General features: G+C 58.5%; 19 protein-coding genes. 11 read left to right on the top strand and 8 right to left on the bottom strand.

Going from position 1 to position 15721, the window contains the following annotated elements; genetic code table 11:
- Positions 1-52: 52 nt before the first annotated feature.
- Genes rfbB through rfbC form a run of 3 tightly spaced genes read left to right on the top strand, consistent with a single transcriptional unit; the run spans position 53 to position 2531 of the window.
- Complete coding sequence (gene rfbB / locus JNM28_04340) at positions 53-1111, top strand: dTDP-glucose 4,6-dehydratase (protein ID MBL8067656.1); 1059 nt, start codon at positions 53-55, stop codon at positions 1109-1111.
- Entirely contained in the window at positions 1108-1977 is an 870-nt protein-coding gene (rfbA, locus tag JNM28_04335; GenBank protein MBL8067655.1) for a glucose-1-phosphate thymidylyltransferase RfbA, read from the top strand. The genes rfbB and rfbA overlap by 4 nt, the downstream gene beginning before the upstream one ends.
- Positions 1974-2531 carry a dTDP-4-dehydrorhamnose 3,5-epimerase gene (gene rfbC / locus JNM28_04330; GenBank protein MBL8067654.1) on the top strand — a complete coding sequence of 186 codons (558 nt, stop codon included), beginning with the start codon at positions 1974-1976 and terminating at the stop codon, positions 2529-2531. The genes rfbA and rfbC overlap by 4 nt, the downstream gene beginning before the upstream one ends.
- Here the strand turns inward: rfbC and JNM28_04325 are convergent.
- Positions 2515-3231 (bottom strand): hypothetical protein, encoded by a 717-nt coding sequence (locus JNM28_04325; GenBank protein MBL8067653.1) that lies wholly within the window; start codon positions 3229-3231, stop codon positions 2515-2517. The genes rfbC and JNM28_04325 overlap by 17 nt on opposite strands.
- A 71-nt stretch (positions 3232-3302) precedes the next feature.
- Here JNM28_04325 and eno point away from each other — a divergent pair, with 71 nt between their 5' ends.
- The 3 genes from eno (at position 3303) to JNM28_04310 (ending at position 6164) form a co-directional block, all read left to right on the top strand.
- Complete coding sequence (gene eno / locus JNM28_04320) at positions 3303-4595, top strand: phosphopyruvate hydratase (protein MBL8067652.1); 1293 nt, start codon at positions 3303-3305, stop codon at positions 4593-4595.
- A gap of 223 nt (positions 4596-4818) precedes the next feature.
- The gene (locus JNM28_04315) at positions 4819-5475 is read left to right on the top strand and encodes a PEP-CTERM sorting domain-containing protein (GenBank protein MBL8067651.1); all 657 of its coding nucleotides are present in this window, start codon (positions 4819-4821) and stop codon (positions 5473-5475) included.
- Between the two features lie 14 nt (positions 5476-5489).
- Positions 5490-6164 (top strand): PEP-CTERM sorting domain-containing protein, encoded by a 675-nt coding sequence (locus JNM28_04310; protein ID MBL8067650.1) that lies wholly within the window; start codon positions 5490-5492, stop codon positions 6162-6164.
- A 73-nt stretch (positions 6165-6237) separates the two neighbouring features.
- On the opposite strand, the gene JNM28_04305 is transcribed toward JNM28_04310, so the two are convergent.
- Positions 6238-6711 (bottom strand): DinB family protein, encoded by a 474-nt coding sequence (locus tag JNM28_04305; GenBank protein MBL8067649.1) that lies wholly within the window; start codon positions 6709-6711, stop codon positions 6238-6240.
- A gap of 162 nt (positions 6712-6873) precedes the next feature.
- On the opposite strand from JNM28_04305, the gene JNM28_04300 reads away from it, so the two are divergent.
- The 5 genes from JNM28_04300 (at position 6874) to msrB (ending at position 10424) form a co-directional block, all read left to right on the top strand.
- Positions 6874-7479: a superoxide dismutase gene (locus JNM28_04300; protein ID MBL8067648.1), complete on the top strand. Its 606-nt coding sequence runs from the start codon at positions 6874-6876 to the stop codon at positions 7477-7479.
- A gap of 110 nt (positions 7480-7589) precedes the next feature.
- Positions 7590-8078, top strand: a complete 489-nt coding sequence (locus JNM28_04295; GenBank protein ID MBL8067647.1) for an RNA polymerase sigma factor — start codon at positions 7590-7592, stop codon at positions 8076-8078.
- The gene (locus JNM28_04290; GenBank protein ID MBL8067646.1) at positions 8075-8236 is read left to right on the top strand and encodes a hypothetical protein; all 162 of its coding nucleotides are present in this window, start codon (positions 8075-8077) and stop codon (positions 8234-8236) included. The genes JNM28_04295 and JNM28_04290 overlap by 4 nt, the downstream gene beginning before the upstream one ends.
- Before the next feature lie 14 nt (positions 8237-8250).
- Positions 8251-10017, top strand: coding sequence for a hypothetical protein (locus JNM28_04285; GenBank protein ID MBL8067645.1), 1767 nt, complete (start codon positions 8251-8253; stop codon positions 10015-10017).
- Entirely contained in the window at positions 10014-10424 is a 411-nt protein-coding gene (gene msrB, locus JNM28_04280; GenBank protein MBL8067644.1) for a peptide-methionine (R)-S-oxide reductase MsrB, read from the top strand. Before JNM28_04285 ends, msrB begins: the two co-directional genes overlap by 4 nt.
- 45 nt (positions 10425-10469) lie before the next feature.
- Here the strand turns inward: msrB and JNM28_04275 are convergent, their stop codons facing one another.
- From JNM28_04275 to JNM28_04250, 6 genes are all read right to left on the bottom strand, one after another.
- A complete protein-coding gene (locus tag JNM28_04275; protein ID MBL8067643.1) occupies positions 10470-10958 on the bottom strand; it encodes a hypothetical protein in 489 nt (162 codons plus the stop codon).
- A 102-nt stretch (positions 10959-11060) separates the two neighbouring features.
- Positions 11061-11855 (bottom strand): triose-phosphate isomerase, encoded by a 795-nt coding sequence (locus tag JNM28_04270; GenBank protein ID MBL8067642.1) that lies wholly within the window; start codon positions 11853-11855, stop codon positions 11061-11063.
- Positions 11856-11878: 23 nt separating this feature from the next.
- A complete protein-coding gene (locus JNM28_04265) occupies positions 11879-12334 on the bottom strand; it encodes an OsmC family protein (GenBank protein ID MBL8067641.1) in 456 nt (151 codons plus the stop codon).
- 38 nt (positions 12335-12372) lie between these two features.
- Complete coding sequence (locus JNM28_04260; protein MBL8067640.1) at positions 12373-13017, bottom strand: polysaccharide deacetylase family protein; 645 nt, start codon at positions 13015-13017, stop codon at positions 12373-12375.
- A gap of 32 nt (positions 13018-13049) precedes the next feature.
- Positions 13050-13439, bottom strand: coding sequence for a hypothetical protein (locus tag JNM28_04255; GenBank protein MBL8067639.1), 390 nt, complete (start codon positions 13437-13439; stop codon positions 13050-13052).
- 49 nt (positions 13440-13488) lie between these two features.
- Positions 13489-15690: a DNA translocase FtsK 4TM domain-containing protein gene (locus JNM28_04250; protein MBL8067638.1), complete on the bottom strand. Its 2202-nt coding sequence runs from the start codon at positions 15688-15690 to the stop codon at positions 13489-13491.
- Positions 15691-15721 lie beyond the last annotated feature (31 nt).

The following is a 15721-nucleotide window of genomic DNA, read 5'->3' as shown; positions in this document are numbered from 1 at the left end:
TGACGAAACGAACCGCCTCTGGTGTCGCCCGCACGGGTAACCTTGGCACCCGATGAGGATCCTGGTCACCGGCGGTTGCGGATTTATCGGCGCCAATTTCCTTCTCCGTTATGTGCCGGGGCTTCCAGATTCACAGTTCCTCAACATCGATGCGCTGACCTACGCGGCGAACCCCCTCTCCCTCGCGGCGTTGGAGGATTTGGAGAACTATGCCTTTGCTCGGGTCGACCTGGCCAATGCCGAAGCAACCCACCAAGCCGTGGATTCGTTCGATCCCACGCACATCGTCCACTTTGCCGCGGAAACCCATGTCGACCGCAGCATCCGCTACCCCCGAGATTTCCTGAATGCCAACATCGTCGGCACATTCAACCTTTTGGAGGCGGCCAGGTCAAAATGGGGCACAGACCTGGATGGCAAGGTCTTCCACCATGTCAGCACTGACGAGGTCTTTGGCGAATTGGGGGAGACGGGCAGCTTCCGTGAAGACACGCCCTATTCCCCCAACAGTCCCTATAGCGCGTCAAAGGCCGCATCTGACCATTTGGTTAGGGCCTGGCATCACACCTATGGATTGCCGGTAAAAGTTACCAACTGCAGCAACAACTATGGGCCCTTGCAATTTCCCGAAAAGCTGATCCCCGTCATGGCCCTCAACGCATTGGCCGGCAAGCCCTTGCCTGTATACGGCAAAGGGGCCAATATCCGGGACTGGCTCTATGTCGGCGACCATGCCGAAGCCATCTATACCGTGATGACCGAGGGGCGGGTTGGCGAGACTTACAACATCGGCGGCAAGGCAGAACGGACCAACATCGACGTCGTCCGGGCCATCTGCGCCGCCGTCGCGGAAATTACCCACCAAAAGGTTGATACGGTCGAATCGCTCATCACATTTGTCGCCGACCGACCCGGGCACGATTTCCGATACGCCATCGACACATCGAAAATCGAACGGGAACTTGGTTGGCGGCCCAAGCAATCTTTTGAAGAAGGCCTCCGCCAAACGGTTAAATGGTATGCCGACAATCCAGCATGGACCGAATCCGTCCGATCGGGATCCTACTTGAAGTGGATCGACGAGCATTACGCGGGGGTCTCGGACAAATGAGGCGCAAGGGGATCATCCTGGCGGGCGGTTCTGGCTCCCGGCTCCACCCCATCACGCGGGGGGTCAGCAAACAGCTCATTCCCGTCTATAGCAAGCCGATGGTCTATTACCCTTTGAGCGTCTTGCTCCTTGCCGGGATCAGAGATATCCTCGTCATCACCACGCCCCACGAACAGGAATCTTTCATCCGTTTGATGGGCGACGGGTCGCAGTGGGGGATCAACCTCTCATACGCCGCACAACCCAGCCCAGAGGGGCTCGCCCAGGCGTTCTTGATCGGCGAGCAGTTCATTGCGGGCGACCCCAGCGCCCTTGTCCTGGGCGACAACATCTTCTACGGACAAAACCTTACCGGGCTCGTCCGGGAAGCCCACGACCGGAAAGAAGGGGCCACCGTTTTCGCCACCCAGGTCGACCACCCAGAGGCTTATGGCGTCGTCAGTTTTGATGCGGTGGGCCGCGCCGAATCGCTCGAAGAGAAACCGGAGAATCCGAAGTCGGACTTTGCCGTGACCGGGCTCTATTTTTACGATCCCCAGGTCGTCGGATTCGCCAAGTCGCTCCGCCCATCGGCACGCGGTGAACTTGAAATCACCGACCTTAACCGGATCTACCTGGAACAAGGCTCCCTCCATGTCACCCGGTTTGGCCGGGGGTTTGCCTGGTTGGACACCGGCACGGCCGAATCCATGCTCCAGGCCGCCAATTTCGTCCAAGCCGTCGAAACGCGCCAGGGCCTCATGGTCGCCAACATCGAAGAGATCTGCTACCGCATGGGCTGGATCGACAGCGCCCAGTTGCACGCCCTTGCCGAGCCGATGGCCAAAAACGCCTACGGCCAATACCTCCTCAAAATCCTGAAATGAAGGTCTTGACCACCGACATCCCCGGCGTCGCCGTCATCGAACCCCAGGTGTTTGGCGATGAGCGCGGCTATTTCCTAGAAACGTTTAATGACGAAAAGTTGACCGACCTCGGGTTCAGCCACGTTTTTGTCCAGGACAACCTCAGTTTTTCCCGGCATGGCGTTTTGCGGGGGCTGCACTTTCAATATCCGCTCACCCAGGGCAAGCTGGTTCAGTGCGTCCAAGGTGAGATCTGGGATGTGGCGCTGGACATCCGCGAAGGGTCGCCGACATTTGGCCGATGGCACGCCGAACACCTCAGCGAGGGCAACCACCGTTCCCTGTTCATCCCTGAAGGTTTTGCCCACGGATTCTGTGTGCTGAGCGAAACGGCACTAGTGGCCTACAAGTGCACGGCCCCCTACCGCCACCACCAAGACTCTGGGATCCGGTTCGATGACCCCCAATTTGCTATCCCATGGCCCATCGGGAGCCCGCAGCTGAGCCCCAAAGATGAAGGGCTCCCCCTTTACAAAGACCTCAAACCGGAAAACCGGCCTACTTTTGAAGGTTGACGGGACGGGAAACCGCAGATTTTTCCAGAGACGCTTGGTGCTTGGCCCCGCCAAACACGGGGAAGAAGAAACCGAGCAGTGCCAAGATCCCGATGGCGCTCACCGCGACGAATAGCGCTTGGCTCAGCTTAGCCGTTTTCTGCTGGGCCGATTCGCTGATCGTGATGCCCCAGCGGATGCAGAAGTTCCAAATCCCGTAGGCAAAGTGGTAACTGCTGGCCAGCACACCGGCCACGTAAAAAAGCAACACCAGGTGCGTGCCAAATGGGGCCGATAGCCGCTCGGCCCAGGTGGCGTATTCAATCGCCGATTCGCCTTTGATCTGGCCCAAAACCGAGGTTGATGCCATGTGGTAGGCCAAAAAGACAAATGCAAAAATGCCCGTCCACCGCTGAAAGGTGTAGTACCGATTCTCGCGGAACTTCAACGACGGCTGGCTATAGTTGCCTTCGGACCGGGACACGATGAACAGGCCGTAAACCGCGTGGAATATCAACGCCGGCCACACAACCCCGAACTTCAAGAAGTACAGGAAATGCAGCGGCAGATTTCCAAAAAAATGGATGATCGAGTCGAACGCGGGAGCCCCGGCCAAAGAGAAGGAATTGAGGGTCAGGTGCTGGACTAAATAGAACCCCGTTGGGATGATTCCCGTCAGAGAATGGAGTTTGTGCCAGAAGTAGCTCTCGCGGCCGGCCATGTCGGTGAGCCCTATCTTACCTACCGTGGGCTACGGGCCCGTACCGGCTCCCCTGTAAAATCACCGGAGCCATGTCTGCCATTGTTGAAATCACCGCGCGGGAAATCATCGACTCCCGGGGAAACCCCACCGTCGAAGTCGATGTCGTCTTAGAAGACGGGGCCATGGGGCGGGCAGCCGTCCCGAGCGGGGCCAGCACCGGAGCTTTTGAAGCCGTCGAGTTGCGCGACGGAGACAAATCCCGGTTTATGGGCAAGGGTGTCCTCAATGCCATCGAAAACGTCAACGAGCGCATTGCCCCCGCCCTGATGGAGTTTGAGGCGATCGACCAAGAAGGCGTCGACACCCTGCTGTGCAGTTTGGATGGGACGGACAACAAGAGCCAACTGGGGGCAAACGCCATCCTTGGGGTCTCACTGGCCGTCGCCAAAGCCGCCGCCATGTCGGCCGAATTGCCCCTTTACAAATATGTCGGCGGGGTTGCCGCCAAGACCCTGCCCGTGCCGATGCTCAACATCCTCAATGGCGGGCAGCATGCAGATTCCAACGTCGATTTCCAAGAATTCATGGTTTTGCCCATCGGGTTCGAAACGTTCTCCGACGCATTGCAAGCCGGATGCGAAATCTTCCACAGCCTCAAGGCCGTGCTTAAATCCAAAGGACTCGGCACCGGCTACGGCGACGAGGGCGGGTTTGCCCCCAACCTCGAATCGCAGGAGCTTGCCTTCGATTACATCCTGGACGCCATCCAAAAGGCCGGCTACGAGCCCGGAAAACAGATCTGGTTGGGAATCGATGCCGCCGCCACCGAGTTTTACGAAGGGGGCACCTACAACTACAAAAACGGCAAGAAACTGTCCGGTCCGCAGCAGGTCGAATACCTGGCCGGGCTCGCGGAAAAGTACCCCCTCATCAGCATCGAAGATGGAATCTCTGAAGACGATTGGGACAGCTGGAAAGGGGTGACCGATGCCATCGGCGACAAAGTTCAGCTCGTTGGCGACGACCTGTTCGTCACTAACGTCACCCGGCTCAGCCGCGGGATTGCCAGCGGCACCGCCAACAGTATCCTCATCAAGGTCAACCAGATCGGATCGCTCAGCGAAACCCTCGCCGCCGTCCGCATGGCCGACCGCGCCGGTTACACCAGCGTGATGAGCCACCGGTCCGGGGAGACCGAAGATGTCACCATCGCTCACCTGGCGGTTGCCACCAACTGCGGACAGATTAAGACCGGCGCCCCCAACCGCACCGACCGGGTTGCCAAATACAACGAGTTGCTCCGGATCGAAGAAGAGCTCGGCATGTCCGCCATTTATGCGGGTGCAAACGCCTTTGGCAAGCTCTCTGGCCGGCTGAGTTGATTTTGTAAACAACTATCAATCGGCAAAGCAATAAGAACACATTAAGGATACGTCCATACGGCCCCAGTTGGGCGTATCCATTTTGATCCTGGTCTCCCCGTAAACTTACTTGTTCTGGCCAGAAGGCCAAACATTGCCCAACCTTCGGCAATCGAACCGTCTATACTAGTGATGGCTCGAGGGGCATTTGGCTCCCGGCCGATTCGCAGAGGAAAAAACCAGGATGAAAACTTTTGCCTTATTTGGCCTATTGGGCTTCGGATGTATGGCCCATGCCTTGATGATCGATGACTTTTCCACCGGGAACATCAACGATCAAATCAACACCGGTAGCAATTCCACCTACACCGCGGCTTCGGTGCCCGGCGGCAACCGCTGGGTATATCACAGCATTTCCGCTAACCCTCTCGGCCTGACCCACTCCAACGTGGTCATCAACGGAATTTTTGCCTCGGATAGCAAAACGTCCGTCGATGCCGGATCCATCATCGGTTACGGATCCGATTCGGCTGGGAGCTTTACCGTCGGAACGGATCTCAACCTCGATCTGTCCACCCAAAACGCCTTCAATATCAACGTCCTCAGCAACGACTTGGCAGCAACCATTCAAATCGCCATCCGCACCAACGGGGGCAACTTGGCCTTTTCCAGCCTCCACAACCTCACACCCGGCATGGTCATGACCCCGCAGGTCGTGACGATCTCGTTTGCGGAATTCGGTGCCCAAAACTTTGCCGATGTCGATTCCATCGGGATCTACCTCGACACCACCGCGAGCGGGGACACCGTCATCGATTCCTTTGAAGCCGTCCCCGAGCCGGCTTCCCTGATTGCCCTTGGCCTTGGCGCGGCAGCACTGGTTGCCCGCAAGCGCAAATAAACGGAGAGTCTCAAATGAAAGCCCAGTTCACGTTCATCACAACCTTAACCGCACTCCTCGCGGCGGCTTCGGCCCATGCCCTCGTCATGATCGACGACTTCAGCACCGGGGCGGCCACGAGCTCGCTCACCAGCGGCAGCCAGTACTTCATGCAAAACGGCTCGATGGTCGGCGGCACTCGTGTCGTCTACATCGCCGTCACCAACAACGCCTTCGGCCTGAGCCTTGATGTCGACACCAACTCCGGTGCCCTCAGCATCAACTCTCAGTCGGGTGTCGATGGCCTCGGCGCAGTGGGCTATGGCTTGACCATGACCGGCCCCAACAGCACCAGCTACAACGACCTCAACCTCAATCTCTCCGCCGAAAACCGGTTTGAAATCCGCACTCTTTCCCGCGATGGCGACCTGACGATCCGGATGAACGTCCGCAACGGGAACGGCACCAACTTCACCGTGTCGCAAACCCTGTTCGGTAGCGCGATCAACACTCCTGAGCTCACGACGTTCTTGTTCAGCAGCTTCACCGGTGTCAACTTTGCCGATGTCGACCAAATTCAAGTTGACTTCGATACGGCCAATTCCGGCGACGTGGCCGTGGACTATGTCCAAGCCGTCCCCGAACCCGCCACCATGGCCGTCCTCGGCATGGCGGCCGCCATTGCCGCCGCACGCCGCAAACGCAAGTAATAGGAACTCAACAAAAAGAGTCCGCCCCCAGGATCCTGGCCTGGGGGCGGACTCTTTTTACTTTGGCAACCGATCAGGTGATCGTAGCGACTTCCGTCGCCAAGTAGTGCGACATCTGCTCCAAGTGGTTCAGGTCGTGCCGCAGGATATGGCAGAGATAATCTGAAATCGAAAACACCCGACCGTCGGGAAGGGTGAACGTTTTGGCATAGTCTTCTGCGGTCAGGCCCTGCAGGTATTCGATCGTCACACCGCGTCTGCTTTCGTAAACCTCGGCTTCATGGAACACGTCCTTCTCGCCAAAGTGGTGTTCGGCGGCATTAGCGTCCGGATCATAGGCCGGGACTTCCCTTCCCGGCTTGGAGTTCGCCGCGCGGATGCGGTCGAGGACCGTCTGCTCGTAGTCCGCCAAGTGGGCAACGACCTCCCGGGCGGTAAACCGGTCGGTGTCGAACCTGTCGTCCAATCGGTCGTGCGGAAAAACCCTGAGAACCCGTTCGACAACTTTCGGAGCGGACTGAAGTGCGTGGAGTGCAAAATCATCCATAGCTCCAGGTTACACACACTCAAGCCGCGAAAGAAGGGGATGAATCTGGATTTTTTGGTTTTTTCTTCCCCAATCCAGGGGCAGGGGCCTTCCGACTCCTGCCGGACACACCCAGGATCGCGGAGGAGTACGCAAAACCCAAGGTAAAACCAGATGACAGCCATGGAAACAAAGCTAGTAACCGTCCCAGAAGCGTTGCCCGAAAAGGTCTACTCGACCGCCGCGGCCGGCATCTCAAAAGCCACCCACGACGCCCACCTCGGGCTTTGGAAAGGCTACGCGAACAAGACCAACGAAATCCGCAAACTCCTGGCCGAAGCCGATGTTGATCCCACAAAGGCAAACCAAGTCTATAGCCAAATGAGGGCGCTCAAAGTCAACTACGCTTTCGCCTACGGCGGCTACATCAACCACAAAGTTTATTTCGAAACCCTCGGCGGGGCCGGCGGCCACGCCACCGGTGACGTGGCCACACTCATCAAGGAAGCCTATGGCAGTTTTGAACATTGGGAAGCCGACTGGAAATCCACCGGAATGGCCGGAAGGGGATGGGTCTTTTTGGGATTTGACCACGAGGAGCAAAGGATCCACACTTACATCGGGGACAGCCAAGACACATTCCCGACTTGGAACCACACTCTCCTCCTGGCCATGGATGTCTATGAGCACGCCTACTACCTGGACTTCCAAACCGCCCGCATGAAGTACATCGAAGCCTACATGCAGTGTATCGATTGGGATGCCGTGAACGCAAAACTCCCCCGCTGAATAAGCGAACAACCTCTCAACAAAGGTGCCCGGCCCTCGTGAGCCGGGCACTTTTGTTGAGCAGATTGAAGAAATTAGCAATAGAATCAGTTATCCAGGGTGAACGGCCCATGACTGAACGACTCTCCCCTACCCAGGCCACCCTGATCAACCGGGCCGCCATACTGGAATCGCATCGGGCAGATTCCCTCCGGATGGCGCGCCGGATCACCGGCAACCAAGCCAGTGCCGAAGACGCTGTGCAAAACGCTTTCCTGCGGCTGTTGGATTCACCGCAATTCCCCACCCTCTCACCTGATCTCATCCGGTATGTCCGGCGCACGGTTGCCAATTGCGCCATCGACGTCCTGAGATCTGCCAAGCCGGTTTCAGAACTTCCCGAAAGCCTGCCAAACACCGAAAACCCCCAACTGGATATGGAGATCGAACAGACCTTGGGCCGGCTCTCGCCCGACCATCGGGCAGTCATCGCCCTCCACCTGGGTGAAGGCTACAGCTACCGGGAAATCGCCGATGCCCTCCAAATCCCCATGGGCACGGTCGCCAGCAGGCTGAACCAGGCCCGGGTCGAATTCAAAAAAATCTGGGGTGAATCATGACCGACGCCCAAATCGACAGCCTTCTCCGCGACCACTTCGACCGGATGGATCACCCGCCCAAACCTGAGCCGATCATCTGGAAAGCCCTCGCCAGCTGGTTGTGCCAACTCGGCCGCAAAAAGGCGCCGCCCGCCGAGGAAGCCACCCCCCAATCCTAACTAAGGATCCAACTATGGAATCCCTCAACCCTCTCAAGTGGATGGGGGGCTTGGCCTTGCTGTGCCTTGCCCTTTATCTGGCTGTCCCTGATGGACGGCTCAACTCCTTTGCCGCCCTGCGTGCGATGGGCTTCCCGCGGTACTCGCCGCAAACCATGTACAAGGGGGAACTCGCTGAGTTTCACCGGCTTGGGGCAGACACCGAAATCATTGCCGATGGACGCCATGCCGACCAGTTCTTTCGCCGCGAAGCCTATGTCCAAGCGGCCATCGATTCTGGCGAGGTCGATGTCATCGGGGTTGCCGTCCGCAATGGCACGCCAGCGACTTTCCAAGGGACCACATCCGGTATCCCAAAGGGGGATCAGGCGAGGATCAGATCCCTTTACGGCAAGTGTCAAGAAGCCGCCGAACTCGGTCGAGCCAAAGACCCCGGCAACTCATTCTTCCCGCTGATGCTGGCCGTGATCGCCGACGCCCAAGGGGAGAGCGGGAAGGCGGAAGACTATCTCCTTACCGCCGCAAAGTGTGAAAGGTACGAAAACTACGCCCAACAAGAGGTGGATAGGCGCATGGGATCCCTTGTTTACGAGCCCTCGGCAATGGAGCGGCTGAGCAACCTTGCCATGGTCCTGTTCAAGGATCTTTCGCCCATAAGGACTCTTTGCCGCAAGTGGATCGCCGGCGACCGGGAGAAGACGGTCAAACAACGCCTGGCCGTCATCGCGATCGGCAAAACGATGCTGGAACCCGGAGGGTTCACCATCACCCAAGTGGTCGGCAAATCCCTCATCGCCGAAGCCGTTTCCAAGTCGGTGTCCGAATCGATCTATAAGAGCAAACTGCTCTCGCTGGAACAGGTTTCTGACCTCACCCGAGCCGCCGAAGGGCAAGGATTGCACCCCGGCAACCAATTTGAGCAGGCGTTGCACCTCTCCCAATACAGTTACTCGATCGACGGGAATGATGCCCTCGACTTTGACGTCCTGTACCTCGCTTCTCCGTTGCTTTGCGGACTGCCGTTGCCGGTGCTCCTGGTCACGGCCACCGTGGTCACCCTCCTGCTGGCCACCCAGCGGTTCGCGGATCGTGCCTGGGTCAAACCCATCCGCTACCTGGCGCTCGTGCCGCTTTCGGTTAGCTTGGCGGCAACTCCCACGGCGTTTTCGTTCCATGTGCCCACCGTGGTGACGATCCTCCTTGTGAGCCTGCCCATTGCGCTCATCAGCATCACCGAACGGTTCGTCCCCGTGATCCATGTCACCATCGTCGCAATCGCCCTTTACTTTTTTGAACGCAACACCGCACTCGAAGAGGTGTTGGGCCAAGTCGCGCTGATGGCGGCCCTGGTCATTCTTGCCTGGCACAAGAACCGCAAGCCAGAAACCAAGTTCAGTCGGTTCCTTTCCATTGCTTTGCTGCTGGCCAGTTTGGGGCTTGCCATGGCGTGGATGCCCGCCGCCCTTGGTGGCGCCTATTCCGGGCAAACGGGTATTGCTTCCCTCCCATTGATCTTGGCTTGCCTCTGCCTTTCCACCTTGGCAATTGTGGATGCGGATCGGCAATTGGCCCGGCGCCAGGCCCTTGTTGCCGCTTCGCTCGGACTCGCCTTGTTTGCCGGAGCCTGCTATGCCAGCCTCCAGGCGTCTAACCGGCTCGCCGGCTACCAAAAGCACGAGACCGCCTATTCGCAATTGCTGCACGAAGACTGCCTCACCGCCCTTAACGGAGGGAAACCCGCTAACAAGACGCTCATTCCCAGCGTCGAATCAAACAGATGAGTGGAGACTACAAAGTCGAAAAGACAGAGGCAGAATGGCGCGAACAACTCAACGAAGACGAATTCCACGTGCTCAGGGAACACGGTACCGAGCGGCCATTCACCGGCGAGTATTGGGATTTTAAGGGTGAGGGCGAATACCGGTGCCGCGCCTGCGACACGTTGCTCTTTGGCAGTGACGCCAAATTTGACTCAGGTTGCGGATGGCCGAGCTTTTTCCGATCTTTCACCGACACCATCGAATACATCGAAGACACTTCTCACGGCATGCACCGGATCGAGGTCCGGTGCAAGAACTGCGGGTCGCATCTCGGCCATGTTTTCGATGACGCGCCCCAAACCCCCACGGGCCAGAGGTATTGCATCAACAGCCTGAGCATCCGGTTCAAAGAGACTCCAAAGGAATAGGCGGCCCAGGGCAACCCGGGCCGCCATTTTCCAAGGGACGGGAGATCAGTTGGGAGAAATCTTCACAAGCCGCTTGAGCAGCTCAAGTGCGCTTGGTTCACTCACAAGGCCGCCAGCAAAGGCCAAGTCGGTGTCGGCGCGTTTGAGGGTGGCCACCGTGTCATGGGGGCTCGGGCTGCCCTCAAAACTGCCCGAACCGAGCAACCAGGCCATATGTTTGGCTGCATTGACCGACCCGGAGCTCTTTACTTCATAGATATCAAAGGCGGTCGCGGTGCCCTTGTTGACAAACCTCATCCGAACGGCCGGACGGCGGCCGAGGCCGAACGGGTCGGTTCCTTCCAACATCACCGATTCGATCGAGGCCATAGCAAAACCTCGTGCGGTTTTGTCTGGGGCAAACAGCGTCATGCCAAGCTTTGCCGCCATCGAAGCGACCAATACATGTTGGGCCTGTGGGCCGTCGTCTTTGATGTTGCTGACGCCTTCGCCATCGGCCAACAAGAGCATCGCAGCAAGGGTGGTTAATGCCATGGTCTCAATCCCCGAAAGGTTTGGTCTCTAATTAAGGACGCCGGAACCCACCCAATTATCGGCAATACCACCGGGTTGCGGCCAAGCCCGCAACTATCCCGGTCAGCCCACGGCGCGGATGATTTCCAAGAACCCCGCCGCCTTCAGGCTTGCCCCGCCAACTAATCCGCCGTCGATATCCGCTTGGGCAAACAATTCGGCCGCATTTTCGGGCTTCACTGAACCGCCATAAAGGATGCGAACACTTTGGGCAACTTCGGCATCCGCAATCGCTTCGATCTCGGAACGGATCACCGAGCAAACCCGGTTGGCCTCGGCAGCATCGCAGGTTCGGCCCGTGCCGATGGCCCACACCGGCTCATAGGCCACAACCAATCCGAACAACTCGGAAGCGTCGATCCCGTCAAGAGCCCCTTTGAGCTGGGCGGCGATCACCGGGTCGGTTTGGCCAGATTCCCGCTCGGCCAAAGTCTCACCCACGCACAAAATCGGCGTGATGCCATGGAAGAACAGGGCCTTGATTTTGAGGTTGACCGTTTCATCCGATTCGGAAAAAAGGCTGGCCGCAGATTCGGGAATCTCCAATTGGCCAAACCGGCCCCGCGTTTCGCTGTGTCCAACAATGCAATAGTCCACATGGAATTCGGCTAACTGGGTTGGGCTCACTTGGCCGGTGAACGCGCCGCTATCCTTCCAAAAACAATCTTGCGCCCCAAGCTTCACCCGTGAACGGCGGCACACGTCTGCAATTTTGGGGATGGCCAAAAACGGCGGGCAAACCACGACGTCGACATCGAACTGTTCACCCGCCAAGTGCACGATCTCGTTTACAAGCGCCTCCCCTTCGGCAGAAGTGAGGTTCATTTTCCAGTTGCCGGCAACAAGGGGGCTCCGCATTGTCGGAGGTTACTCCAATCGGGCTAGCCGCGGATGATCGTCGGTTCAACCGAGATCGACACCTTGTCGCGGATCGCGTTGGTGATGATGCAGTAAAGGTCGGCTTTGTGGGACATCTGTTCAGCCAGGGCTACCTGCTCGTCCGTCGCATCCGCCGACAACGTGATCGTGGGGCGGATGGTGATGGACTGGTAGGTGAACTGCGGCCCGTTTTCTTCCACAACCCCGGTGGCATGGGTTTCAACGCCCACCAGGGGGATCCTGCGGGTTTCGGCGATAATGCCAAATGTGATGCTGTAACAGCCCGCGACCGCCTTGGCCAAAAGCTCTTCTGGGTTTGTGCCATTGCCGGATCCGCCGAATTCTGGGGGCGTAGCCAGGGGGCTTGCCGTCCCCGACCGATCTCCTGATGCTTGTCCCGAACCACCCCGCCCGCCTTGCCAGCGAACCGTCACCGGGTACTCATGCATTTTTGCCATACCACCTGATTCTACGCGTTTGATTCGGCGCGATAGGCTCAGGTGCCCGCTGGCGGGGCCAACCGAATCAATTCGGGCAAGGTCACAAAACGGTATCCCCGGCCTCCAAGTTCTTCCAAAATTTTGGGCACGGCTTCAGCCGTGTGCGGCTTCACGTCGTGCATCAGCACGATCTCGCCGTTGCCCGGGGTAAAGCAGACATTCCGGAATACGACTTCAGGATCCTTGGTCGCCGTATCTGCAGATGAAATCGACCAGAAGAACGACACCCAACCGCGCGAACGGGCATCCTGGTTCAGCGCACTATCCCGCATCCCATATGGCGGCCGGAATAGCGGAGTGCGCATCCCCGTCGCCTGGTACACGATCTGTGAGGTCAGGGAGTTCTCAGCCGATGCGACCCCCAGTCCGAGCCGGGCGGCATGGGAAAAGGAGTGGGTACCGATGGCGTGGCCATCCAAAACGATTTGGCGCAACAGCCACGGGTATTGCCGGGCATTGCGCCCCAACACAAAAAATGTCGCGTGGGCGTGGTTTGCCTGCAGGGCCGCCAAAATTTTCGGCGTCGTCACCGGATCTGGACCATCGTCGAAGGTCAGGGCGATCACCTTTTGAGTTGTGGGGATGCGGGCCGCGACAAATCGGCCCGCGAACCCGGGCGGGATCGGATACTGCCGAGGCATCAGCAAGGCCTGCAACAACAAAGCCGCCCCGGTCACCGGCGGTCCACCGCCGAATCCACCACGCGGTAGTCGCCTCCCTCTTTGACCAATGCCAAGGTTGCCACCCCGGCGCCCTTATCCCCTTTTAGATCTAGAGTGACGAAAACCTTGGCGGGCGGGCCCTTTTCAATCCCGATTTTCACAACCCGCTTCGAATCGACTTTCCCCACCATTTGGTCGAACATTGAGCCGGGGAGGGACTCGCGATCCACATAAAGCTCGGCCGCCTTCACGGCGCCTTTCTCTGCCATCCGGATCGGGTCGCCAACCAGGGTTCGCGAGATCGGCAACGCGATAACGAAGAGGATTGCCACTGCGGCCAATACTCCAAGCGGGATCCAGCAACTTGCTGTTTCTGGGGGCTTGGGCATCTCGTCGGCCATATTCCGAGTGTGCCCGGTCCGGGCGAATGGCTTTCAGGCAGGCCCGGATTCAATCCTCATCCAAATAGGCGCCGTCCGGCATCGGGGATTCATATGCCGCGTTCCCCAAGATCGATTCGACCTGCATCACGTCCACAAGGACCTCGCGCGGGCGCGGGCCGTCGCGCGGGCCAACAATCCCCCGTTCCTCCATCATGTCCAGCAAACGGGAAGCCCGCTGGAACCCGATCGAAAACCGCCGTTGCAGCATCGACGTGCTGGCCGATCCCCGTTCCACCACCCACCGCACCGCATCGTCCCAATGCTCGTCCGCATCGGACTGTTCCCGCATCTGGTCTTCTTTGTCCCGGATCGCCACTTCGACCGGGTTGATCGTGTAACTCGGCTTTTCTTGGTCGCTCCAGAACTTACAAACGTCCTCGATCTCCTTTTCGCTGACATAGCATCCCTGGACGCGGATCGGCTTTGTCGCATCGATCGGTAAAAAGAGCATGTCCCCCTTGCCGATCAAATCCTCGGCGCCGACTTGGTCGAGGATCGTGCGGCTATCTGTCCCGCTTGAAACGGCAAACGCAATCCGGCTAGAGATGTTGTTTTTGATCGTGCCGGTAATGACATCCACGCTGGGGCGCTGGGTGGCGATGATGAGGTGGATGCCGGTCGCGCGGGCGAGCTGGGCCAGGCGGGCGATGCTGGTTTCGACCTCGTTGCGGCATTGGATCATGAGATCGGCAAGCTCGTCCACAATCACTACGATGTAGGGCAGGCGGTCGGCAAAATTGGCCTTGGCGTTCCAACCGTCGATGTTGCGCACGCCGGCTTCAGAAAACATATCGTACCGGCGATCCATTTCGCGCACCACTGCCCGCAAAACCCCGGCCGCCTCCTTCACATCTTTGACCACAGGGCACATCAAGTGGGGCAAGGCTTCAAACAAGGTGAGTTCCACCCGTTTGGGGTCGATCATCACCAGTCGGAGATCTTTCGGGGTCATCCGCAAGATCAGCGACATGATGATGGTAGCCAGGCAGATGGATTTGCCCGAGTTGGTTGCCCCGCCAACCAACAAGTGCGGCATGCGGGTGAGGTCGGTGTACTTTGCGATCCCCGCAACATCTTGGCCCAAGGCGACCGTCAGCTTGCTTGCGGTGTCGTGGAACTCCAGGCTGTCTACCATCTCGCGCAGGTAGACCATCTGGCGCTGGGCGGTCGGAATCTCAAACCCGATCGCGCTTTTGCCCGGGATCGGCGCTTCGACCCGGACGCTTTGCGCGGCAAGTGACAGCGCGACATTGTCGGCCAGGTTTTTAATTTTGTTGACCCTGATCCCGGCGCCGAGTGCCACCTCGTACCGCGTGATCGTCGGGCCGTTGGCAACCTCCATCACGTTGGCTTGGACACCGAACTGCTCCAAAGTGTCTTCCAAAATCTCGATGTTCCGCTGGACTTCCTTGGGGTCGCGCTTCTTCTTAGATGACGGGGTGACGAGCAAATCAAGCGGCGGCAAAACATAGCCGTCTTTGGGGCCGTGGTTTGTGGAATCGAGTTCAAAATCCGGCTGCTTGGCTCGCGGCTTGGACTCGGTGATGACGGGTGCCGCCCGGCGGGTCGGCTCCGGCTCCGGTTCTTCCTCGCCAGGTTGGTTGCCCAGCATCCTCAGGGTTTTGTCACGCAAGGATTCCTTTCCGGCTTCTTCCTCCCGCGATTGCACAACCGCCTTGCGCTTCGGCTTTTGGTCTTCCGGTTCGCGCAACGTTGGGGTGATTTTGCCAATGAGCTCCTTAACCGGCTGGTCGACGCACAAGGTGATGCCGATCACAACCATCGATACGATTGCAACAACCTTGCCCGCCCCCAACAAGGAGGTGAGGGTCCACCCCACCACCGCCCCGATGTAGCCCCCGGAGCCCGCCATGGCGCCATCGGTGAAAAAGTCGCCACCGACCGGGGAGGCAAGTCCGCCCAAGATGCCCAAAAAGATCAATGAGGCACCCCAGACCAGGTGGGTTGCCGCCACCTTCGAATGGCCGCGGATTAGGCCGATGCCGACCCCCCCAAGTGTCAGTGGAACTATCCAGGCCCCCCGTCCGAAAATCAGGCTGAAAAAGCTGGCCAAAGAATCTCCAACCAGACCGCCTTGCCTCATGCCCAGACCGATGAGCACAATAAAACCCAGGGCCAATAAAATGATCCCGGCGATATCTGGAACGCGGTGCGAGGGCGCGTCCTTGGTCTTGCGGCTCCGTGCCATGGAATCTGTTTGTGGTTTGCCCATCCTTAGG

The organism is Armatimonadota bacterium (assembly GCA_016789105.1).
Taxonomy (GTDB): Bacteria; Armatimonadota; Fimbriimonadia; order Fimbriimonadales; family Fimbriimonadaceae; genus UphvI-Ar2.
This window is presented reverse-complemented; position numbering and strand designations above follow the sequence as displayed.